Source organism: Streptomyces sp. BK340 (assembly GCF_007827595.1).
Taxonomy (GTDB): domain Bacteria; phylum Actinomycetota; class Actinomycetes; order Streptomycetales; family Streptomycetaceae; genus Streptomyces.
In genome coordinates this window covers 135,099-154,906 of the sequence record NZ_VISR01000006.1, presented here as the reverse complement: position 1 = coordinate 154,906, position 19,808 = coordinate 135,099, and the positions used below count along the sequence as shown (strand labels likewise).

At 72.0% G+C, this 19,808-nt stretch carries 20 protein-coding genes and 1 riboswitch; of the genes, 7 read left to right on the top strand and 13 right to left on the bottom strand.

All coding sequences use genetic code 11. The features are described 5' to 3' along the window. Positions 1 to 66 precede the first annotated feature (66 nt). Entirely contained in the window at positions 67 to 1,344 is a 1,278-nt protein-coding gene (locus FB157_RS14665) for a metallophosphoesterase (RefSeq protein WP_145879700.1), read from the bottom strand. A gap of 17 nt (positions 1,345 to 1,361) precedes the next feature. After that, positions 1,362 to 1,601, bottom strand: a complete 240-nt coding sequence (locus FB157_RS14660; protein WP_145879698.1) for an SCO4848 family membrane protein — start codon at positions 1,599 to 1,601, stop codon at positions 1,362 to 1,364. Positions 1,602 to 1,692: 91 nt separating this feature from the next. On the opposite strand from FB157_RS14660, the gene FB157_RS14655 reads away from it, so the two are divergent. Then, positions 1,693 to 2,928: a D-alanyl-D-alanine carboxypeptidase family protein gene (locus tag FB157_RS14655; RefSeq protein ID WP_398946693.1), complete on the top strand. Its 1,236-nt coding sequence runs from the start codon at positions 1,693 to 1,695 to the stop codon at positions 2,926 to 2,928. Here FB157_RS14655 and FB157_RS14650 read toward each other — a convergent pair. After that, a complete protein-coding gene (locus FB157_RS14650; protein ID WP_145879695.1) occupies positions 2,876 to 3,793 on the bottom strand; it encodes a YihY/virulence factor BrkB family protein in 918 nt (305 codons plus the stop codon). The genes FB157_RS14655 and FB157_RS14650 overlap by 53 nt on opposite strands. Before the next feature lie 85 nt (positions 3,794 to 3,878). Between FB157_RS14650 and FB157_RS14645 the strand changes: the two genes are divergently transcribed. Next, entirely contained in the window at positions 3,879 to 4,634 is a 756-nt protein-coding gene (locus FB157_RS14645) for a decaprenylphospho-beta-D-erythro-pentofuranosid-2-ulose 2-reductase (RefSeq protein ID WP_145879693.1), read from the top strand. A gap of 7 nt (positions 4,635 to 4,641) precedes the next feature. Here the strand turns inward: FB157_RS14645 and FB157_RS14640 are convergent, their stop codons facing one another. From FB157_RS14640 to FB157_RS14630, 3 genes are all read right to left on the bottom strand, one after another. Further along, the gene (locus tag FB157_RS14640) at positions 4,642 to 5,226 is read right to left on the bottom strand and encodes a 2'-5' RNA ligase family protein (protein WP_145879691.1); all 585 of its coding nucleotides are present in this window, start codon (positions 5,224 to 5,226) and stop codon (positions 4,642 to 4,644) included. A 192-nt stretch (positions 5,227 to 5,418) separates the two neighbouring features. After that, positions 5,419 to 6,444, bottom strand: a complete 1,026-nt coding sequence (trpS, locus tag FB157_RS14635; protein ID WP_398946691.1) for a tryptophan--tRNA ligase — start codon at positions 6,442 to 6,444, stop codon at positions 5,419 to 5,421. Between the two features lie 129 nt (positions 6,445 to 6,573). Beyond that, entirely contained in the window at positions 6,574 to 8,022 is a 1,449-nt protein-coding gene (locus tag FB157_RS14630; protein ID WP_145879687.1) for a glycine hydroxymethyltransferase, read from the bottom strand. Between the two features lie 32 nt (positions 8,023 to 8,054). Then, positions 8,055 to 8,145, bottom strand: a riboswitch (ZMP/ZTP riboswitch). 100 nt (positions 8,146 to 8,245) lie between these two features. Between FB157_RS14630 and rocD the strand changes: the two genes are divergently transcribed. Further along, on the top strand, positions 8,246 to 9,451 hold the full coding sequence (gene rocD, locus FB157_RS14625) for an ornithine--oxo-acid transaminase (RefSeq protein ID WP_145879685.1): 1,206 nt from the start codon (positions 8,246 to 8,248) through the stop codon (positions 9,449 to 9,451). Here rocD and FB157_RS14620 read toward each other — a convergent pair. The 4 genes from FB157_RS14620 to FB157_RS14605 all read right to left on the bottom strand — a co-directional run bounded on the left by FB157_RS14620 (position 9,448) and on the right by FB157_RS14605 (position 12,538). Continuing rightward, positions 9,448 to 10,632, bottom strand: a complete 1,185-nt coding sequence (locus FB157_RS14620; protein WP_145879684.1) for a glutathionylspermidine synthase family protein — start codon at positions 10,630 to 10,632, stop codon at positions 9,448 to 9,450. The two genes, rocD and FB157_RS14620, sit on opposite strands and share 4 nt — an antisense overlap. A gap of 14 nt (positions 10,633 to 10,646) precedes the next feature. Beyond that, positions 10,647 to 11,000, bottom strand: a complete 354-nt coding sequence (locus tag FB157_RS14615; protein WP_145879682.1) for a hypothetical protein — start codon at positions 10,998 to 11,000, stop codon at positions 10,647 to 10,649. Positions 11,001 to 11,189: 189 nt separating this feature from the next. After that, positions 11,190 to 12,194, bottom strand: coding sequence for a DUF1648 domain-containing protein (locus FB157_RS14610; RefSeq protein ID WP_145879681.1), 1,005 nt, complete (start codon positions 12,192 to 12,194; stop codon positions 11,190 to 11,192). Beyond that, positions 12,191 to 12,538, bottom strand: coding sequence for a GntR family transcriptional regulator (locus FB157_RS14605; protein ID WP_145879679.1), 348 nt, complete (start codon positions 12,536 to 12,538; stop codon positions 12,191 to 12,193). The genes FB157_RS14610 and FB157_RS14605 overlap by 4 nt, the downstream gene beginning before the upstream one ends. A 162-nt stretch (positions 12,539 to 12,700) precedes the next feature. On the opposite strand from FB157_RS14605, the gene FB157_RS14600 reads away from it, so the two are divergent. Beyond that, positions 12,701 to 13,552 carry a DMT family transporter gene (locus FB157_RS14600; RefSeq protein WP_145879989.1) on the top strand — a complete coding sequence of 284 codons (852 nt, stop codon included), beginning with the start codon at positions 12,701 to 12,703 and terminating at the stop codon, positions 13,550 to 13,552. Between the two features lie 42 nt (positions 13,553 to 13,594). On the opposite strand, the gene FB157_RS14595 is transcribed toward FB157_RS14600, so the two are convergent. Beyond that, positions 13,595 to 15,016, bottom strand: a complete 1,422-nt coding sequence (locus tag FB157_RS14595; protein ID WP_145879677.1) for a PLP-dependent aminotransferase family protein — start codon at positions 15,014 to 15,016, stop codon at positions 13,595 to 13,597. 46 nt (positions 15,017 to 15,062) lie between these two features. Between FB157_RS14595 and FB157_RS14590 the strand changes: the two genes are divergently transcribed. From FB157_RS14590 to FB157_RS14580, 3 genes are read left to right on the top strand one after another with little or no spacing between them, the layout of a single operon-like run. Further along, positions 15,063 to 15,563: a carboxymuconolactone decarboxylase family protein gene (locus tag FB157_RS14590; protein ID WP_145879675.1), complete on the top strand. Its 501-nt coding sequence runs from the start codon at positions 15,063 to 15,065 to the stop codon at positions 15,561 to 15,563. Beyond that, a complete protein-coding gene (locus tag FB157_RS14585) occupies positions 15,560 to 16,003 on the top strand; it encodes a carboxymuconolactone decarboxylase family protein (protein ID WP_261386313.1) in 444 nt (147 codons plus the stop codon). The genes FB157_RS14590 and FB157_RS14585 overlap by 4 nt, the downstream gene beginning before the upstream one ends. After that, on the top strand, positions 16,000 to 16,719 hold the full coding sequence (locus FB157_RS14580; RefSeq protein ID WP_145879674.1) for an isocitrate lyase/phosphoenolpyruvate mutase family protein: 720 nt from the start codon (positions 16,000 to 16,002) through the stop codon (positions 16,717 to 16,719). The genes FB157_RS14585 and FB157_RS14580 overlap by 4 nt, the downstream gene beginning before the upstream one ends. Before the next feature lie 9 nt (positions 16,720 to 16,728). Here the strand turns inward: FB157_RS14580 and FB157_RS14575 are convergent, their stop codons facing one another. Both FB157_RS14575 and FB157_RS14570 read right to left on the bottom strand, forming a co-directional pair. Beyond that, positions 16,729 to 17,694 carry an ABC transporter substrate-binding protein gene (locus tag FB157_RS14575; RefSeq protein ID WP_145879672.1) on the bottom strand — a complete coding sequence of 322 codons (966 nt, stop codon included), beginning with the start codon at positions 17,692 to 17,694 and terminating at the stop codon, positions 16,729 to 16,731. 1 nt (position 17,695) lies between these two features. Then, positions 17,696 to 19,642, bottom strand: a complete 1,947-nt coding sequence (locus FB157_RS14570; protein ID WP_186581504.1) for a proline/glycine betaine ABC transporter permease — start codon at positions 19,640 to 19,642, stop codon at positions 17,696 to 17,698. Between the last annotated feature and the right edge of the window lie 166 nt (positions 19,643 to 19,808).

Sequence of the window (19,808 nt, the reverse complement as noted above, 5' to 3'; positions counted from 1 at the left end):
AGAACTTACCGAGACGTTGTTCGGCCGGGTTTCACAGCGTCTTCACAGGGGTGGGGAGAGTTCTGGTCACGCGCGTGTCGCGGCGAGCTCGATCACCGTGACGTCCGACGGCGCCCCGACACGCGTGGGCGGACCCCACGCGCCCGCGCCCCGGCTGACGTACAGCTGTGTGTCGCCGTACCGGTCGAGACCGGCCACGGTCGGGTTGGCCGCGGCGGCGACGAGGTTGCCGGGCCAGAGCTGGCCGCCGTGGGTGTGGCCGGACAGTTGGAGGTCGACGCCGTACCGGACGGCCTCGTGGATCTGCACCGGCTGGTGGGCGAGGAGCACGCAGGCGCGTGCCGGGTCCCGGTCCCCGAGCGCCTTCCGGAAGTCCGGGCCCTGGCCCTCGCTCTCGCCCTGGAGGTCGTTCACCCCGGCCAGGTCGAAGTACGGCAGCTCGGTGCGGGCGTTCTCCAGCGGGTGCAGGCCGAGCGTGCGCACCTCGGCGACCCACTGCGCGGCGCCGGAGAAGTACTCGTGGTTGCCGGTGACGAAGAACGCCCCGTGCCGGGCGGCGAGCTGGGCGAGGGGCGCGGCGGCCGGGCCGAGGTCCTTGACGCTGCCGTCCACCAGATCGCCGACGACCGCGATCAGGTCGGGCCGGGTGGCGTTGACGGTGTCGACGACCCGCTGCGCGAAACCGCGGCCCAGGACGGGTCCGAGGTGGATGTCGCTGACCACGGCGATCCGGAAGCCGTGTGCGGCGCGCGGCAGTTTGGCGAGCGGTACGGTGACCCGCTTCACCCGGGGCCCGCGCAGGACGCCGTAGGTGCCGTGGCCGACGGTCCCCACGGCCGCGGCGGCCGCGGCTCCGCCGATGACACGGGAGACGACGAGGCGGCGGCCGGGGTTCCGTGCCGCGGGTTCCCGGGTCGGTTGCGGTGCCGCGGCGGGCGCGCCGGCGGGCTCCGCCTCCTGGACCTCCGGCAGGTGCCCGGCCGCCACCCGGCTCCGCGGGCCGGGAAGCGGCTCCACGGTCTGCCGCCGGTCCAGGACGCGTCTCAGCAGCGGTCGTACCGCCTCTCCCGCCGCCACCGCCAGCAGCAGGTACAGCGCCAGCGCCATCCACAGGAAGCCGGGCCGGGCGAGGGTGCGCTGGAGCCAGAAGGGGGCACCTGAGCGTTCGGCGACCAGGGCCGTGATCATCAGCAGCGGGCCGGCGACGAAGAGCGCCGTGCCGGCGCGGCGGGCGGGGCCCGGGCCGCGGGTCGTGTCACGGACCAGTCGGCGCCACACGTACCAGTGCCCCAGCACCAGGACAGCCAGGACGGCCGGCGCGGCAAGGACGAGGACGATGACCACGCTGTCGAGTTCCCCCGCTATGACGTCCGGCGCAGTGCGCGCAGTCCGCGCAACCCGATGACCCCGATGACCGTCCCCAATACGAAGGAAACGACCGCCAGCAGCAGGTGCACCCAGAAGTACGCGGTCGGGTGACCGTCGTCGAAGGCGAGACCGCTGCCGTCCTTGACCAGGTTCTTGACGAAAGTGACCCAGATGATCCAGCTCCACACCCCGAAGGCGAGCAGGAACCAGGAGACCGGGCGGCTGAGCTTCATGACATCAGTATCGCCGTTCGATGTCCGGGTCCGTGTCCGGGGTGGGGTGCGCGGCGGGACTTCGCAGCCCCTGCCGGGTACGTTCAGGGCCGTGCCCGCACCGAAGAAGACCCCCAGGCGATCCCTGCTGGTCACCACCGCCACGCTGCTGTCCCTGTCCGCCACCGCGCCCGTCGCGCTCGCGGCCCCGACCCCGTCGACGAGCCCGACGGCCACGCCTCCGGCGCAGATGTCGCAGGTCGGCGGAGTCCGTCTCGGGCTGCCCGGGACACAGGTGAACCTCGCCGCCGGCGTGCCCGTGCTCCCCAAGGACCTCACCGCCCGTTCCTGGATCGTCTCCGACGCCGAGTCCGGCGATGTGCTCGCCGCGCACAACGCGCACTGGCGGCTGCCCCCGGCGAGCACCCTGAAGATGCTGTTCGCCGACACCGTGCTGCCGAGGTTCCCGAAGACGACCGAGCACAAGGTGGTGCCGAACGACCTGGCCGGCATGGGCATCGGCTCCAGCGTGGTCGGGATAAGGGAAGGCCGCTCCTACTCCGTCCACGACCTGTGGCTCGGCGTCTTCCTGCGCTCGGGCAACGACGCCGTGCACGTGCTGTCCGCGATGAACGGCGGCGTCGCGCAGACCGTGAAGGACATGCAGGACCACGCCGACGAGCTGCAGGCCCTGGACACGCACGTGGTCAGCCCGGACGGCTACGACGAGCCGGGGCAGCTGTCGTCGGCGTACGACCTGACGCTGTTCGCCCGCTCCGGGCTGCAGAAGAAGGACTTCCGCGACTACTGCTCGACGGTGCGGGCGAAGTTCGGGTCTGCCGAGATCCAGAACACCAACCGGCTGCTGAGCGGTGACATCGACGTGCCCGTCTACCGGGGCATCGCCGGGGTGAAGAACGGCAACACCACCAACGCGGGCGCCACCTTCACCGGCGTCGCCGAGCGGAGCGGCCGGGTGCTGCTGGTCACGGTGATGAACCCGGAGAAGCACGAGCACAACGAGGTCTACAAGGAGGCGGCCAAGCTGCTGGACTGGGGCTTCGAGGCGGCCGGCAAGGTCAGCCCGGTGGGCGAGCTGGTCCCGCCGAGGAGCGCCGCGCAGTCCACCCCGAGCCCCGGCGCCACCGCCTCCGCCGGGGCGGCGGGGAGGACCGGCGGGCGCGGCTCGAAGCCGGTGGCGAGCTCCACCGCCGCGGGCGGCTCCGGCGGCATCGGGATCGCCCTGGCCATCGCCGGCGGGCTGCTGGTACTGCTCGGCGGCGGGGCGTTCCTGGTCAACCGCCGTTGGCCGCTGCCGGACCTGATGCGCCGCCGGACGCGTTCCTGACCTCCTGCGCACCGCTCTCCTCGCTCTGCGTCGCCGTCCAGGCGGCGCAGAACAGGAGGAGTTTCGCCGTGAAGTTGATCCACAGCAGCAGCGCGACAGGGACGCCGAACGCACCGTACATGCTCTTCGCGGCGACTCCCTGGATGTAGCCGCTGAGCAGCACCTTCAGCAGTTCGAAGCCGACCGCGCCGAGGAGCGCGGCCTCCAGCAGGCGGCGGCGCGGCGGCTCGACGCCGGGCAGCAGGGTCAGGACGTAGAGCAGGAGCAGGAAGTCGGCGAGCACGGCGACGGTGAACGCGGCGATCCGCAACAGGACGGCGCCCCAGCCCGCCCGCTCGATACCGAGGTGGTCGGTGCTCCAGCCCACCAGTGCCGAGGCGATGGTGGAGATGGCGAGGGTGGCGAGGAGGGCTCCGCCGAGGCCGATCAGGATGCCCGCGTCCTTGGCCTTGGCCAGGACCGGGTTCCCCGTCGTGTCGGGCAGCTCCCACACCACGCGCAGGCACTCGCGCATCTGGCCGACCCAGCCCATGCCGATGAACAGCAGCACGGCACCGGCGATGACTCCGACCGTACCGGCGTTCTGCACCAGGGAGTTGATGTCCAGCTGATCGGCGATGCCGGGGACCTGGTCGGCGATCTTGTGCTGCAGGTTCTGCTGCTGCGACTGGCTGAGCGTGGCGGCGGCGATCGCCGCGATCAGCGTCAGCAGCGGGAACAGCGCGACGAAACTGATGAAGGTCATCGCGGCGGCCAGCCGTGTCCACTTCACCCGGTCCAGCCGCTCGTACGCCTGCCACGCGTGCGTGGTCATCAGCCAGGTGACGATCGGTCCGATCCCGGGGAGCTTCTTCAGCCAGTCCATGATCGGACTCTGCCCGCTCCTGGTGGACGTCAACACCGCGTTTCTTCACCAGGACGGACATATGTGGGCGATACGGTCGGCTGTCATGAAGGACGCCACCGCTCTGCCCCAGTCCCTGCTCATCCTCGGCGGCACGTCCGAGATCGCGCTGGCCACCGCCCGCCGGCTGATCGCCCGCCGCACCCGCACCGTCTGGCTGGCCGGCCGCCCCTCGCCCGCCCTGGACCAGGCGGCCGATCAGCTGCGCGCCCTGGGTGCCGACGTCCGCACCGTCGCCTTCGACGCCCTCGACCCCGAGTCCCACGAGGCGGCCCTCGGCAAGGTCTTCACCGAGGGCGACATCGACCTGGTGCTGCTCGCGTTCGGCATCCTCGGCGACCAGGCCCACGACGAACGCGAACCCCTGCGTGCGGTCCGGGTCGCGCAGACGAACTACACCGGAGCCGTGTCGGCGGGCCTGGTCGCGGCCCGTGCCCTGCAGACACAGGGCCACGGCTCTCTGGTGGTCCTCTCCTCCGCCGCCGGCGAACGGGCCCGCCGCGCCGACTTCATCTACGGGTCCAGCAAGGCCGGCCTCGACACGTTCGCCCAGGGCCTCGGCGACGCACTCTTCGGCACCGGCGTGCACGTCATGGTCGTACGCCCCGGCTTCGTCCGTACCCGCATGACGGCGGACCTGCCCGCGGCCCCGCTCGCCACCACCCCCGAGGCCGTGGCCACGGCCGTCGAACTGGGCCTGCGCCGCGGCTCGGAGACGGTGTGGGTGCCGGGCGCTCTGCGCCTGGTGATGTCGGCACTACGACACGCGCCGCGTGCGCTGTTCCGGAGGCTGCCCCTGTAGCGGAGCGTCAGCGACTGGCGATCCGCCCGCGCTCGACGCCCGCGTGGCCCCCCTGTGCGGGCACCACGGATCCACCGAACGTGTACTCCCGCAGCTTGCGCCACACGTCGTCGGCGCCCTGCTCGTACAGCGCGAACCCGGTGCACGGCCACTCGGCCTCGAAGCCGGCCAACTCGGCGAAGGCGCGGTCCATCGACGCCTCGTCGATGCCGTGCGCGACCGTGACGTGCGGGTGGTACGGGAACTGCAGCTCGCGTGCCACCGGACCCGAGGCGTCCCGCACCCGCTGCTGCAGCCAGGCGCAGGCCTCGGCACCCCGCGCGACACGCACATAGACGACCGGCGACAGGGGCCGGAAGGTGCCGGTCCCGCACAGCCGCATCGGGAACGGCCGGCCGGCCGCCGCGACCTGCTTGAGGTGCGCCTCGACCGCCGCCAGGTCGGCCGCGTCCACCTCGGTCGGCGGCAGCAGGGTGACATGCGTGGGGATGCCGTGCGCCGCGGCGTCACCGAAGCCCGCGCGCAGCTCCTGGAGCAGGCTGCCGTGAGGCTCCGGGACCGCGATCGACACGCCGATCGTTACGGTCCCCACGTCGTCTCCTGTCGTCGCGTGATGTCTTCCGGCCGTCTTCGCCGCCGTCGTCGTCGCGTGTGCGTCCGGGCCGTCGGCTATCGACTGTACGGCCACGGATGTCCCGTGGGCAGGCGCAGTGGAAGTGATGTGCAGCGCTCTGCCCGGTCGGACGTGTGTACGGTCGTGCGCCTCAGCGCCGGATCGTGCTTCTCAGTGCTTCGCCGGCAGGAAACCCACCCGGTCGTACGCCTGCGCAAGCGTCTCCGCGGCGACGGCGCGCGCCTTCTCCGCGCCCTTGGCGAGGATCGAGTCGAGCGTCTCGGAGTCGTCCAGGTACTGCTGGGTGCGCTCCCGGAAGGGCGTCACGAACTCGACCATGACCTCGGCGAGGTCCGTCTTGAGCGCGCCGTACATCTTGCCCTCGTAGTCCTGCTCCAGCTCGGCGACCGACTTGCCGGTGAGCGTGGAGTAGATGGTGAGGAGATTCGACACGCCAGGCTTGTTCACCGCGTCGTAGCGGATCACGGTGTCGGTGTCGGTGACGGCGCTCTTGACCTTCTTGGCCGTCGCCTTCGGCTCGTCGAGCAGGTTGATCAGGCCCTTCGGCGTGGACGCCGACTTGCTCATCTTGATCGTCGGGTCCTGAAGGTCGTAGATCTTCGCCGTCTCCTTGAGGATGTACGGCGACGGGATCACGAACGTGTCGCCGAACCGGCCGTTGAAGCGCTCGGCGAGGTCGCGGGTCAGCTCGATGTGCTGGCGCTGGTCCTCGCCGACCGGCACCTCGTTGGCCTGGTACAGCAGGATGTCCGCGACCTGCAGGACCGGGTACGTGAACAGGCCGACGGAGGCCCGCTCGGCACCCTGCTTGGCGGACTTGTCCTTGAACTGGGTCATCCGGCTGGCCTCGCCGAAGCCGGTGAGGCAGTTCATGATCCAGGCGAGCTGGGCGTGCTCGGGCACATGGCTCTGCACGAAGAGGGTGCAGCGGTCGGGGTCGAGACCGGCGGCCAGCAGCTGGGCCGCGGCCAGGCGGGTGTTCGCGCGCAGATCCGCCGGGTCCTGCGGGACCGTGATCGCGTGCAGGTCGACGACCATGTAGAAGGCGTCGTGGGACTCCTGCAGGGCCACCCACTGGCGGACGGCGCCGAGGTAGTTGCCGAGGTGGAACGAGCCGGCGGTGGGCTGGATGCCGGAGAGCACGCGGGGTCGGTCAGCGGAAGCCATGTTGCCCATTCTCTCAGAGGCTGGGGTGGGATCGGCCCCTGAGGTGGGGGGTGCTTCGGTGCGTGGGGACTGCGGACCGTAGGGGCTGGTCGCGCAGTTCCCCGCGCCCCTTAGGTTGGCTGGCCCTGAGGGCGTTGATCAGCCAAGGTCGATTTCAGGGTAGAGCGGGAACGCCGCCACCAGGTCCGTCGCCCGCTGGGCGATCTCCTGCGCGGTCTTCTCGTCCAGGACGTGGGCCGCCTTGGACGGGGCACCCGACTTGGTGGTGCCCGGCTCGGTGGTGCTGAGGACGCGGTCGATCAGGCCGGCGACCTCGTCCATCTCCGCGGTGCCGAGGCCCCGGGTGGTCAGGGCGGGGGTGCCGATGCGGATGCCGGAGGTGTACCAGGCGCCGTTCGGGTCGGCCGGGATGGCGTTGCGGTTGGTGACGATGCCGGACTCGAGCAGGGCCGCCTCGGCCTGACGGCCGGTGAGGCCGTAGGAGGTGGCCACGTCGATCAGGTTGAGGTGGTTGTCCGTACCGCCGGTGACCAGGGTGGCGCCGCGCTTCATCAGGCCCTCGGCGAGGGCGCGCGAGTTGTCGACGATGCGCTGGGCGTAGTCCTGGAAGGAGGGCTGACGGGCCTCGGCGAGGGCGACGGCCTTCGCCGCCATGACGTGCGGGAGCGGGCCGCCGAGCACCATCGGGCAGCCGCGGTCCACCTGGTCCTTCAGGGAGTCGTCGCACAGGACCATGCCGCCGCGCGGGCCGCGCAGGGACTTGTGGGTGGTCGTGGTGACGATCTGGGCGTGCGGGACCGGGTCGAAGTCGCCGGTCAGGACCTTGCCGGCGACCAGACCGGCGAAGTGGGCCATGTCGACCATCAGGGTCGCGCCGACCTCGTCGGCGATCTCGCGCATGACGCGGAAGTTCACCAGACGGGGGTACGCCGAGTAGCCCGCGACGATGATCAGCGGCTTGAACTCGCGGGCCTGGACACGCAGCGCCTCGTAGTCGATCAGGCCGGTGGCCGGGTCGGTGCCGTAGGAGCGCTGGTCGAACATCTTGCCTGAGATGTTCGGACGGAAGCCGTGGGTGAGGTGGCCGCCGGCGTCCAGGGACATGCCGAGCATGCGCTGGTTGCCGAAGGCCTGGCGGAGCTCGGCCCAGTCGGCCTCGGAGAGGTCGTTGACCTGGCGGGCGCCGGTCTTCTCCAGGAACGGGACCTCCACGCGGTCCGCGAGGACGGCCCAGAAGGCGACGAGGTTGGCGTCGATACCGGAGTGCGGCTGGACGTAGGCGTGCCGGGCACCGAAGAGCGCCTTGGCGTGCTCGGCGGCCAGGGACTCCACCGTGTCGACGTTGCGGCAGCCGGCGTAGAAGCGGCGGCCGATGGTGCCCTCGGCGTACTTGTCGCTGAACCAGTTGCCCATCGCCAGCAGGGTGGCCGGGGAGGCGTAGTTCTCGGAGGCGATCAGCTTCAGCATCTCGCGCTGGTCGGTCACCTCTTGGCCGATGGCGTCCGCGACCCGCGGCTCGACGGCACGGATCACGTCGAGGGCGGCACGGAAGGCGGTGGACTCGGTCGACAGGGGCTGCTCTGGCATGGGGACCTCCGGACGGTGTGCGTACAGCGTTCACGTTCGGCCCAGGCGCACGGCACTCTTTCCGGCTCGGGCCGCTCCCCGATGGTCGGTCCCATCCCTAGCGCGCCAGTCACGGCCCGCTGATCAGCCTACCGGGCGCGCCGGAACGGGGAGGTCCCGCGTCCACCATGCGAGCGAGGATAAGAAGGGGGTGCATCCGACTCTCTGGCCCCTTGGAGTTCCCGTGAACGCTACGGAGACGCTCATCGCCGCCGCCGACACCCACAGTGCGCACAACTACCACCCCCTGCCGGTGGTCGTCGCCACCGCGGAGGGGGCCTGGATGACGGATGTCGAGGGGCGGCGCTACCTCGACCTGCTGGCCGGGTACTCGGCGCTGAACTTCGGCCACGGCCACCCGCGGCTGGTGGAGGCTGCCAAGGCGCAGCTGGAGCGGGTGACGCTGACCTCGCGGGCGTTCCACCACGACCGGTTCGCCGCCTTCTGCACCGAGCTGGCCGCGCTGTGCGGCATGCAGATGGTGCTGCCGATGAACACCGGCGTCGAGGCGGTGGAGACCGCGGTGAAGACCGCCCGGAAATGGGGGTACCGGATCAAGGGGGTGCCCGCCGAGATGGCGAAGATCGTGGTCGCGAGCGGCAACTTCCACGGCCGTACGACGACGGTCATCAGCTTCTCGACCGACCCCGAGGCGCGGGCGGACTTCGGGCCGTACACGCCGGGCTTCCAGATCGTGCCGTACGGCGACCTGACCGCGATGCGGGCGGCGCTCACCGAGAACACGGTCGCGGTGCTGCTCGAACCGATCCAGGGCGAGTCGGGGGTGATCGTCCCGCCGGCCGGTTATCTGCCGGCGGTGCGTGAGCTGACCCGGCAGCGGGACGTGCTGTTCATCGCGGACGAGATCCAGTCCGGGCTGGGTCGGACCGGGCGGACGTTCGCGTGCGAGCACGAGGGGGTCGTACCGGATGTGTACGTGCTGGGGAAGGCGCTGGGCGGCGGGATCGTGCCGGTGTCGGCGGTGGTGTCGAGCACCGAGGTGCTCGGGGTGTTCGGGCCGGGTGAGCACGGATCGACGTTCGGCGGGAACCCCTTGGCGTGTGCGGTGGCGCTGGAGGTGATCAGGATGCTGCGGACGGGCGAGTACCAGGCACGGGCCGCCGAGCTCGGCGATCATCTGCACCGGGAGCTGGGCGCGCTGCTCGGCACCGGCAGGGTGACGGCGGTGCGCGGGCGCGGGCTGTGGGCCGGGGTGGACATCGCGCCGGGGGTCGGGACCGGCCGGCAGGTGTCCGAGCGGCTGATGGACCGGGGTGTCCTGGTGAAGGACACCCACGGTGCGACGGTCCGGATCGCGCCGCCGTTGGTGATCGGCAAGGAGGACCTGGACTGGGGGCTCGAACAGCTGGGGGCGGTGCTGGCCGGCTAGAGGATCACGTGCGGCAGGAAGCGGGCGTACTCGTCGGTGATCAGGCCCGAGGACTCGCGCAGGCCGAGGCCGGCCGGCTCGTCCCGGACGACCCAGGCGCCGAGGACGAGGTGATTGCCGTCGAAGGAGGGCAGCGGGGCGAGCTGCTGGTAGCAGCAGGGCTCGTCCCGGACGGCGGCCGGGGCGCCGGGCTCGTGGACGGTCACGCCCGCGCCCTCGCGGCCCAGCAGCGGCTTGGCGACATAGCCGGTCGACCCGGCCAGCTCGCGCGGGCCGTCCAGGTAGGCGGGCAGCAGGCTGGGGTGGCCGGGGTACAGCTCCCAGAGGATCGCCAGCAGGGCCTTGTTGCTCAGGAGCATCTTCCAGGCGGGTTCGATCCACAGGGTGCTGCCGGTGCCGCCGCCGTTGTCCAGGGTGTCCAGGACGTGCCCCGCGAAGGCGTCGGTGGTGAGCCACTCCCACGGATAGAGCTTGAAGACGCTGCGGATGAAGCGGAGCCCGTTGTCCACGAAGCGGCCGGAGAGGGTGTCCCAGCCGATCTCCTCCATGGAGATCCATTCGGTGGCGAGGCCGGCCTGTTCGGCGGTCTCCTTCAGGTAGGCGACCGTCATCAGATCCTCGCCGAGTTCGTCGGCCGAGGAGTGCGCGAAGTGCAGCGGGCTGCCCGGCGGGAGCAGCGCGGCCTGCCGGCGCCAGGCGTCGACCAGGCGATCGTGCAGCGAGTTCCACTGGTCGGCGCCGGGGAAGCGTTCCTCCATCCAGAACCACTGGGGGGAGGCGGCCTCGACCAGTGAGGTCGGGGTGTCGGCGTTGTACTCGAGGAGCTTCGCCGGGCCGGTGCCGTCGTAACGGAGGTCGAAGCGGCCGTAGACGGAGGGGAGTTCGGCGCGGCGCCGCCAGGCCTCGGTGACGGCCTCGGCGACCCGCGGGTCGGTGATGCCGAGGTCGGCGAGGCGGCCCTCGGCCACGATGTGCCCGGCGGCCGCGAGGCACATGCGGTGCAGTTCCTCGACGGCCTCCTCCAGCGCCTCGATCTCGTCCAGCGTGAAGACGTAGTAGGCGCTCTCGTCCCAGTAGGGGCGCAGCGAGCCGTCCGGGTGGCGAGTGAGGGGGTAGACGAGTCCCTGCTCCTCGACGGTCTGCTGCCAGCCGGGGCGGGGGGTGGTCGTACGGCGTTCCACGGTCCGTTTCCTCGTCAGCCGCCGGAGCTGCCGTGACCGCCGCCGAAGCCGCCGCGGTGCACGCCGCCGTGCGAGCCGCCCGAGCTCGAATGCGAGCCGGAGCCCTTGCCCGGCTTGGTGAAGGAGCCGCCGCTCACCCAGGAGCCCTGCTTCTTGCCGCCGTAGTACCAGGCGCCGTCGACGAAGGCCTTGGCGGACTTGCAGTTCTTGTCGGAGACGACCTTGTAGCCCTTGGCCAGCCGATAGCTGTCGCGGTCGACGCAGCGCTTGTCCGGGGCGGAGGAGCAGGCGGTCAGGGCGGTGGCGAGCAGGCCCATGCCGCCGAGGAGGACGGTTCCGGATCGAAGGCGTCGGCGTGCGGTATCCATGCTGGTGTCTCCCCCGTTGCTGGCCTGTTTTCGACGGTCAGCCTAGAGAACGGTAAGAGCGGCCACCGAGGCGGGTTGCTGGTTCGCCTCCCTCCGAAGCCGCTTCGTGCTCTTTGGGAGGGTGTGCGTCGCGCCATGGAGCCCGCGCAGGTCGTACCCGTGTGCCGCGGCTCACGCGGAATGAAGGACTCAGCCGTGCCGAGTCGTATTGAGCGCGTTGAGAAGAGCTGCGCCGCGCTCCGCGTCGTCGATACTGACGGCGAATTCCCCGCCCGTTCCCCGGGGGCGGATGACGAGGCATTCTCCGCTCCGCAGCATGACCGTGGTGCCGAGACCGCTGAGCCGGTAACCCCAGCCTCCGACCTGCGCGGGGGTGCGGTTCTCGGCGCGAGCCGACTCGATGTCCTCGGCCGGCCAGCGCCGGGCGGGCCAGCCGAGGGGTCCGAACGCCACTTCCAGGCCGCGCTCCGATGCACGCGCCTGCACGGTGGCGCAGCCGGCCACGGCCAGGGACGTGCACGCGAACGGAGCGAACAGCGCCCACAACGGGCCGGCGGTGGCGAGACCGCTGACCAGAGCGACGAGGGCCGCCACCGCCACCAGGCCGGCCACTGCCGCCACCAGATGGAGCCAGGGATTGGTGATGCGGGAGAACCACACCAGGCGCTGCCCGCGCGGGATCTCCAGCACCGGGCCGGAGGGCTCCTGCGTGGCGGGCGCGACGGAGGCCGCCCCGCGCGAGTTCACCAGCCATCCGACGACTCCGGCGACGACCGCCCCGGCGAGCGTCACGACGATCCATGCCGTTGGCTGGCGGGCCTGGTGCCAGTCCGCGTGATCCAGGTTCGCGCGGACGACGGACGCCTGCGCGCCGCCGAGGAGGATGCCCCCCGACAGCAGGACGGCGGCGGTCCACGCCCGCGTCGCGCTGCGCGCGGGGTCTCCGGCCCGCCGCTGGGCCACGAACACGATCGCGGTCAGGGCCAGCCAGATCAGGGCCGGGAAGAGGGATGCAGCCCACAGGGGCATGGACCCGTCCGGAGTGTCCCGCCCGGACCCCCAGTGGGTGGCCAGGCGGTCCGGCATCCGTCCATGGGCGGCCCAGGGCAGGGCGGCGATCAGCCCGGCCGTACCGACTGTCCACAGCCCGGCACTCCAGCGCGCTCCGCCCCTGGTCCTGGTGCCGTCGCTCACGGTAGCCCCCTGATCATCTCGATGAGATCGGTCCTGCTGTAGCCCAGCCGTGCCGCCTCGGTCACCAGCGCGTGCACCTGGTCCAGAAGTCCGGAGCGCTCGTCGGCGCCTTTCGCCACGGTCACGCCCCGGCCCCTGCGGAACTCCAGCAGTCCGTCGTCCCGGAGGCTGCGCAGCCCCCTGAGGACGGTGTTGACGTTGACGTCCAGCGCCTGGGAGAGGTCGCGTGCCGACGGCAGCCGGTCTCCCGGCCGGCACTCACCCTCGGCGATCGCGCGCCGGATGGCCCCTGCCACCTGCTCGTGCAGGGGGCGGGTGTCTCTGTTGTCCAAACGCAGCAACATGGTGCTACTGAAGATAGCACCATGCGTTTCATGCGGACAGGGTGCAGGGATGGCTGAGCACACACCTCCTGCAGCGATCGACAACAACCGCAGGGGCGTGAGAGCGGATGCGGAGGTCTCCGCGATTCCCCGTTCGCCTAAAGTCACTTCGTGCTCTTCGGAATGGTGTGTGCCCTGGCCGCGGCCGTCTGCTTCGGTACGGCGACGGTGTTGCAGGCGGTCGCCGCGAGGCAGGCCGGTACGGGTGGGGGCGGCGAGGCCGCGCTGTTGCTGCGGGCCCTGCGGCAGTGGCGGTACCTGGCGGGTCTTGCGCTGGACGGTCTTGGTTTCCTGTTCCAGATCGCAGCGCTGCGCTCGATTCCGATCTACGCGGTCAGCGCTGCTCTGGCGTCGAGTCTGGCGGTGACCGCGGTGGTCGCGGCGCGGCTGCTGCGGGTGCGGCTGACCGGCACGGAGTGGGGCGCGGTGGGCGTCGTCTGCGTCGGGCTCGCGATGCTGGGGCTGGCGGCCGGGCCGGAGGGGGACCGGGAGGGGTCGGACACCCTGAAGTGGGCCATGCTCGCGACGGCCGTCGGCATGCTGGTGCTCGCGCTGCTGGGCGGGCGACTGACCGGACGCATGCGGGCGCTGGTACTGGGGCTGGGGGCGGGTTTCGGATTCGGGGTCGTGGAGGTGTCGGTCCGTCTGATCGACTCGCTGCGGCCGGCCGGGCTGCTCACCAACCCGGCGGCCTACGCCCTGCTGATCGGCGGCGGCGCCGCCTTCATTCTGCTGACCTCCGCCCTGCAGCGCGGCGCGGTGACGACGGCGACGGCCGGACTGGTCATCGGCGAGACGATCGGCCCGGCGGCGGTCGGCGTGATCTGGCTCGGCGACCGGACAAGGGAGGGGTTCGCCTGGCTGGCTGTGCTGGGGTTCGCGGTGGCGGTGGCGGGGGCGCTGGCCCTGGCGCGGTTCGGCGAGGCCCCCGCCTCCGACGGTGAGGCCGTGCAGGCCGTGGGTCCGCCGCGGTGACCGCCCTGGGGGCCGCGCCCCCGGACGGGCCGGGATTCGCCGTCACGGCAACACCCTGCACAACGCCTCCAGCGCCCCCGCCCACGCACTGTCCGGCGGCGTCCCGTACCCCACCACTAGCGCGTCCAGCGGCTCGGCGAGCGCCTGCTCGTGCCGGTGGAAGGCGAGCCCGTGCAGGGCAAGGCCCTGCCAGGTCGCGGCCTGGATCACCGACTGCTCGGTGCCGGGCGGCAGCCGCAGCACGGCGTGCAGACCGGCCGCGATCCCGGTGACCCGGACCTCGGGTGCGCGGTCGGCCACGGCGGCGGCGAGGGCGTCACGGCGGCGCCGGTAGCGCAGCCGGGCGGAGCGGACATGGCGGTCGTAGGCGCCGGAGGTGAGGAACTCGGCCAGCGTCAGCTGGTCCAGCACGCCGCAGGTGTCGACACGGCCCTTGGCCTCGGCCGCCTCCTGGGCCAGGGACGGCGGCAGCACCATCCAGCCGAGGCGCAGGCCGGGGGCCAGGGACTTGCTGGCCGTGCCGAGGTAGACGACCCGGCCGGGGTCGAGGCCCTGGAGGGCGCCGACGGGCTGACGGTCGTAGCGGAACTCGCCGTCGTAGTCGTCCTCCAGGACCAGCCCGCCGGTCCGCCGCGCCCACTCCACGACAGCGGTCCGCCGGTCGGGGTGCAGGGGCATGCCCATCGGGAACTGGTGGGCGGGGGTGACGAGTACCGCGCCCTCGTCGCTCAACGCGCCCGTGTCGGTGCCCAGTTCGTCGTAGGGCAGCGCGGGTGTCGCGAGGCCCGCGCTCCTCAGCAGCCCCCAGTGGACGTCGAGCCCGTACGACTCCACCGCGACGGTCCGCACCCCGCGCGCCCCGAGCAGCGCCCCGAGGATGCGCAGGGCGTGCGAGAAGCCCGCAGTGATCAAGATCGAGTCGGGGTCGGCGCGGACGCCGCGGGCGCGGGCGAGATAGCCGGCGAGGGCGGTGCGCAGTTCGGGGCGGCCGCGCGGGTCGCCGTAGCCGAGGGCGTCGAAGGGGGCGGTGGCCAGCGCGCGGCGGGCGGCCTTGAGCCACTCGGTGCGCGGGAAGGAGGCGAGGTCGGGGCTGCCGGGGACGAGGCTGTAGGCGGGCCGGCCGGGTTCGCGGCGCCGGGGTGCGGTGCCGGCCGGCGGGACGCCCCCCGTCCCCCGCTGCCCGAAGGACGTGGGAGGTACCCCCATCGCCACCTGGGTCCCGGAGCCCTGGCGAGCGGTGAGCCAGCCCTCGGCGACCAGGTCGGCATAGGCCTCGGCGACGGTGTTGCGGGCGATCCCCAGGTCGGCGGCGAGGCTGCGGGAGGACGGCAGCCGGGTGCCGGGGGCGAGGCGGCCGGTGCGGACGGCGTCCCGCAGCGCGTCGGTCAGACCGCGGCGCAGCCCGCTGGAACCGGCCGGTTCCAGGTGCAGGTCGACTCCCAGAGTGGCCCATGAATTCGCCATGTAAATGGACCATACCCCTGGGCATCCTCGCTCCTAGGGTCGAACCATGAGCACTGCAGAGGAAACCGTCGAGTACGCCGCCGAACAGACCCCACGGCTCAACTGGGCCAAGCACGCACCCGAGGTCTACAAGGCGATGATCCGCCTGGACACGGCCGCGAAGCAGGGCATCGACCCCACGCTGTACGAGCTGGTGAAGATCCGCGCCTCGCAGCTCAACCACTGTGCGTTCTGCCTCGACATGCACACCAAGGACGCTCTCGCCGCCGGCGAGAGCGTGGAGCGGATCGTGCAGCTCAGCGCATGGGAGGAGTCGCGGCACTTCTACACCGCGAAGGAACTGGCGGCGCTGGAGCTGACCGAGGCGGTCACCGTGCTGACCGACGGCTTCGTGCCGGACGAGGTGTACGACCGGGCCGCCGCGCACTTCGAGGAGGCGGAGCTGGCCGGGCTGATCGCCGCGATCACGGTGATCAACGCGTGGAACCGGTTCGGCGTGACCACCCGGATGACCCCGGGCCACTACCGGCCGGGGCAGTACAAGTGAGCCGTACCCAGCTGCTGGACCGCGAGGTCGGCCTGGCCATGTCGGCGCTGAGCGCGGCCGCGAAGAGGGGGCTCGGCGATCCGGTCCTCGCCGAGCTGGTCATGATCCGTGCCTCGCAGCTCAACCACTGCGCGTTCTGCCTCGACATGCATCTCCGGCTGGCCCGTGGGAACGGCGAGCCGGAGGAGCGCATCCAGTTGCTGAACGCCTGGGAGGAGGCCGAGGACCGGTACAGCGAGCGGGAACGGGCCGCGCTGGCGCTGACCGAGGCGGTCACCGTGCTGACCGACGGCTTCGTGCCGGACGAGGTGTACGACACCGCCGCCAAGCACTTCGACGAGGCCGAACTCGCCCACCTCGTCGGCCTGATCACCGTCATCAACGGCTGGAACCGTCTCATGGTCAGCCGCCGTGTTCCGCCAGGGGGTTACCAGCCATGAGCAAGGTGGACGAGTTCCGCGCCCTGCACCGCAGGCGCGCCCAGGGCGATCCGCTGATCCTGCCCGGCCCCTGGGACGCGGCGAGCGCCCGGGTGTGCGTCGAGGCCGGGTTCCCGGCGCTGGCCACGCCGAGCGCCGGGGTGGCCGCCTCCCTCGGGTACGAGGACGGGGCTACCCCGGCCGACGAGATGTTCGCGGCGGTGGCCCGGATCGTGCGGGCGGTGGACGTGCCGGTCTCGGCGGACGTCGAGGGCGGGTACGGGCTCGCGCCGAAGGAGCTGGTCGAGCGGCTGCTGGAGGCGGGTGCCGTGGGCTGCAACCTCGAGGACTCCGCCGGGGGTGTCCTCAAGGACCCGCACGAGCAGGCCGAGTACCTCGCCGAGGTCCGCTCGGCCGCCGCCGACCGGCTCTTCGTCAACGCCCGCGTCGACACGTTCCTCCACGGCGACGGAAACCCCGAACGGGCCATCGAGCGGGCCGCGTCCTACGTGGCCGCGGGCGCGGACTGCGTGTATCCGATCCTCGCTCCGGCGGACGTGCTGCCCCTGCTGCGGGCCGGCATCCAGGGCCCGCTCAACATGATGGCCCGGCCGGACGGCGAGGGCCCCGCGCCCGCCGTGCTCGGCGAACTCGGGGCCACCCGCATCACGTTCGGAGCGGGCCTCCAGCGGCGCGCCGCCCGGGCGTTCCGCGAGATCGCCGACGGCATCGCGTAGCAGGGCGGGTCAGGGCAGCCACTTCTTCCACACGGAGGGGTGGCTGTCCACCCACTTCTTCGCCGCCTCCGCGGGCGAGAGCTTCTGGTCGGCGATCATCAGGGAGACCTGGTTCTGGTCCTCGGTGGTCCACCGGAACTTCTTCAGGAAGGCCGCCGCCTGCCCGCCGGACCTGGCGAAGTCCGCGTTGAGGTACTTCTGCAGCGGGGTGTGCGGGTAGGCGCAGGCGACCTTGGCCGCGTCCGCGTCGCAGCCCTCCTTGTACGGCGGCAGCTTCACCTCCGTCATGGGGACCTTCCTGAAAAGCCACTGGGGCGAGTACCAGTAGGTCAGGAAGGGCTTCTTGTCCTTGGCGAACTGCTTCATCTGGGTGATCTGGGCCGCCTCGGACCCGGCGAAGACGACCTGGTAGTCCAGCTTCAGGTTGTTCACCAGGGCCTTGTCGTTGGTGACGTAGGACGGGGAGCCGTCCATCAGCTGGCCCTTGCCGCCGCTCTCCGCGGTGCGGAAGAGCGGGGCGTACTTGTTCAGGTTCTTCCAGTCGGTGATGTCCGGGTGCTGCCGGGCCAGGTACGTCGGGACGTACCAGCCGATGTGCCCGGTCACCCCGAGGTCGCCGCCACGGGCGATCGTCCTCTTGTCGGTGACGTACCGCTTCTCCTGGTCCGGGTGGCCCCAGTCCTCCAGGATGGCGTCGACCCGGCCCTGGCTGAGCGCGTCCCACGCGGGCACCTCGTCCACCTGGACGGTGTCGACGCGGTAGCCCAGCTTGTGTTCGAGGAGGTACTGGGCGACGGCCACGTTGGACTGCGCGCCCACCCAGGACTGCACGGACAGGGTGACCGTCTTCGCGCCCCGGGCGTTCGCGAACGGCGACGCCTGCTTGGTCATGTCGGCGGCGCCGCAGCCGGTGGTCAGTCCGAGGACGGCGACAGCGACAGGGACACCGACGGGGACAGTCGTACGGAATCGCATGTCACGCTCCCTTCTTCGCGCGGCGTTCGGTCGGCTGGGTCACCCGGTCGAGCATCAGGCCCAGGCAGACGATGGCCGCGCCGGCGACCAGGCCGGTCGACAGGTCGCCCTGGGCGAGGCCGAAGGCGACGTCGTAGCCGAGGGCGCCACCGCCGACCAGGCCGCCGATGATGACGACGGCGAGGACCAGGACCACGCCCTGGTTGGCGGCGAGCAGCAACGACCGACGGGCGAGCGGGAGCTGGATCTGCCACAGCTGCTGGCGGCCGGTCGCGCCGAGCGAGCGCGCCGACTCCAGCGCTGCCGGGTCGACCTGGCGAAGCCCCTGAGCGGTGATCCGGACGACGGCCGGGAGGGCGTACACGACGGCCGCGGCGACGGCGGGCGCGCGGCCTACGCCGAACAGGGCGACGACCGGGATCAGGTACACGAACTGCGGCATGGTCTGGAAGACGTCCAGGACCGGGCGCAGCGCCCGTTCGACGCGGTCGCTGCGGGCGGCGGCGATACCGGTGGCGAAGCCGAGGACGAGGGTGACGGAGACGGCGGCGAGCACCTGCGACAGGGTGTCGAGCGAGGGCTCCCACACCCCGAGCACGCCGATCGCGGCCATCGCCAGGACGGCGGTAAGCGCGGTGCGCCAGGTGCCGATCAGCCAGGACAGCGCGGCGACCAGGAGCAGCACGGCCCACCAGGGCAGCCACTGCAGGCCGCTGCGGACGGGGTCCAGGATCCAGGTGGTGAAGTGGCCGGCCCAGTCGGCGGTGCCGCCGACCACCGGGACGCCGGAGTAGAGGTGGGCGGTCATCCAGTCGACGGCGCGGTTGACCGGTTCGGCGATGTCCAGGCTCCAGGAGCCGGGCCAGTCGAGTGCGCCGAGGAGGCGGGCGGCCAGGGCCACGGTCACGGTGACGGCCAGGGCGTACGGCAGGCCGCTGGCACGGGGCCGGGGGCTGCCGTCCCCCGCGGCTCCCGCGGCGGCGGTGACGCGGTCCAGGACGACCGCCAGCAGCACGATCGGGATGCCGGCCGCGAGGGCCGCGCCCACGTCGACTGAGGCGAGGGCCTGGTAGACGCGGTCGCCGAGGCCGCCGGCGCCGATGACGGAGGCGATGACGGCCATGGACAGCGCCATCATGATCGTCTGGTTCAGACCGAGCAGGAGTTCCTTGCGGGCCAGCGGGATACGGGCGGTCAGCAGCCGCTGGCGGGCGGTGGCGCCGAGCGACTCCACGGCTTCCAGGACTTCGGGGTCGGCACCGCGCAGGCCCAGCGCGGTGAGGCGGGCCATCGGCGGGGCGGCGTAGACGACGGTGGCGAGGACGGCCGCGGGGACGCCGATGCCGAAGACCAGGACGACGGGGAGGAGGTACGCGAACGCCGGGAGCACCTGCATGGTGTCCAGGACGGGGCGCAGGGCGCGGTCCAGGCGGTCGGAGAGGCCGGCGGCGAGGCCGAGCAGGGCACCCACCGCCACGGAGGCGAGGACGGCGACCACCATCAGCGCGAGGGTCTGCATGGTGGGCACCCACATGCCGAGCGCGCCGCAGGCCAGGAACGCGACCGCCGTGCCGGCGGCCAGGCGGACACCGCCGAGGCGCCAGGCCACGAGGGCGCCGAACGCGGTGACGCCCGCCCAGCCCGCGGCGAGCAGGGTGAGGTAGACGGCGCGTACGGCCAGTACGACGGCGTTGCTGATGTAGCCGAAGAAGTAGAGGAACAGGGGGTGGCTGTCCCGGTTGTCGATCACCCAGTTGCTGGCACCGGCCAGGGGCTTGGAGAGGTCGACGGTGAGCGCGTGCGGCCAGGCGTTGCTTCCCCAGTGGCTGTTGGCCAGGGGTACGAGGATCGCGGCGATCGCGGCCAGGGCGAGGAGCTTGGCCGCGGCACGGTTTCTCAGGAAGCCCGGGATCGCCGTGCCGGCGGTCGGGACGGTGAGCGTTGCCATCAGACGTCCTCCGGGCTGGTACGGGGCGCGGGCGGGGTCGCCGGCCGGCGCTTGCCGGGCGCCGGCTTCCCCGGAACGGGCGCCGCCCCGACGACACCACTGCCCACAGCCGCGTCGGCGTTGCTGCCCGCGGCCACCGCGGCATCGGCGTCCACGCGACCGCCGG

What these genes read in the sequence shown, in the direction of transcription:
- FB157_RS14570 (WP_186581504.1), bottom strand. Translation starts at nt 19,642, where the DNA reads ATGGCAACGCTCACCGTCCCGACCGCCGGCACGGCGATCCCGGGCTTC.
- FB157_RS14590 (WP_145879675.1), top strand. Translation starts at nt 15,063, where the DNA reads ATGAGCACTGCAGAGGAAACCGTCGAGTACGCCGCCGAACAGACCCCA.
- FB157_RS14600 (WP_145879989.1), top strand. Translation starts at nt 12,701, where the DNA reads ATGGTGTGTGCCCTGGCCGCGGCCGTCTGCTTCGGTACGGCGACGGTG.
- trpS (WP_398946691.1), bottom strand. Translation starts at nt 6,444, where the DNA reads ATGGGCAACATGGCTTCCGCTGACCGACCCCGCGTGCTCTCCGGCATC.
- FB157_RS14605 (WP_145879679.1), bottom strand. Translation starts at nt 12,538, where the DNA reads ATGTTGCTGCGTTTGGACAACAGAGACACCCGCCCCCTGCACGAGCAG.
- FB157_RS14650 (WP_145879695.1), bottom strand. Translation starts at nt 3,793, where the DNA reads ATGGACTGGCTGAAGAAGCTCCCCGGGATCGGACCGATCGTCACCTGG.
- FB157_RS14615 (WP_145879682.1), bottom strand. Translation starts at nt 11,000, where the DNA reads ATGGATACCGCACGCCGACGCCTTCGATCCGGAACCGTCCTCCTCGGC.
- FB157_RS14575 (WP_145879672.1), bottom strand. Translation starts at nt 17,694, where the DNA reads ATGCGATTCCGTACGACTGTCCCCGTCGGTGTCCCTGTCGCTGTCGCC.
- FB157_RS14660 (WP_145879698.1), bottom strand. Translation starts at nt 1,601, where the DNA reads ATGAAGCTCAGCCGCCCGGTCTCCTGGTTCCTGCTCGCCTTCGGGGTG.
- FB157_RS14595 (WP_145879677.1), bottom strand. Translation starts at nt 15,016, where the DNA reads ATGGCGAATTCATGGGCCACTCTGGGAGTCGACCTGCACCTGGAACCG.
- FB157_RS14580 (WP_145879674.1), top strand. Translation starts at nt 16,000, where the DNA reads ATGAGCAAGGTGGACGAGTTCCGCGCCCTGCACCGCAGGCGCGCCCAG.
- FB157_RS14645 (WP_145879693.1), top strand. Translation starts at nt 3,879, where the DNA reads ATGAAGGACGCCACCGCTCTGCCCCAGTCCCTGCTCATCCTCGGCGGC.
- FB157_RS14630 (WP_145879687.1), bottom strand. Translation starts at nt 8,022, where the DNA reads ATGCCAGAGCAGCCCCTGTCGACCGAGTCCACCGCCTTCCGTGCCGCC.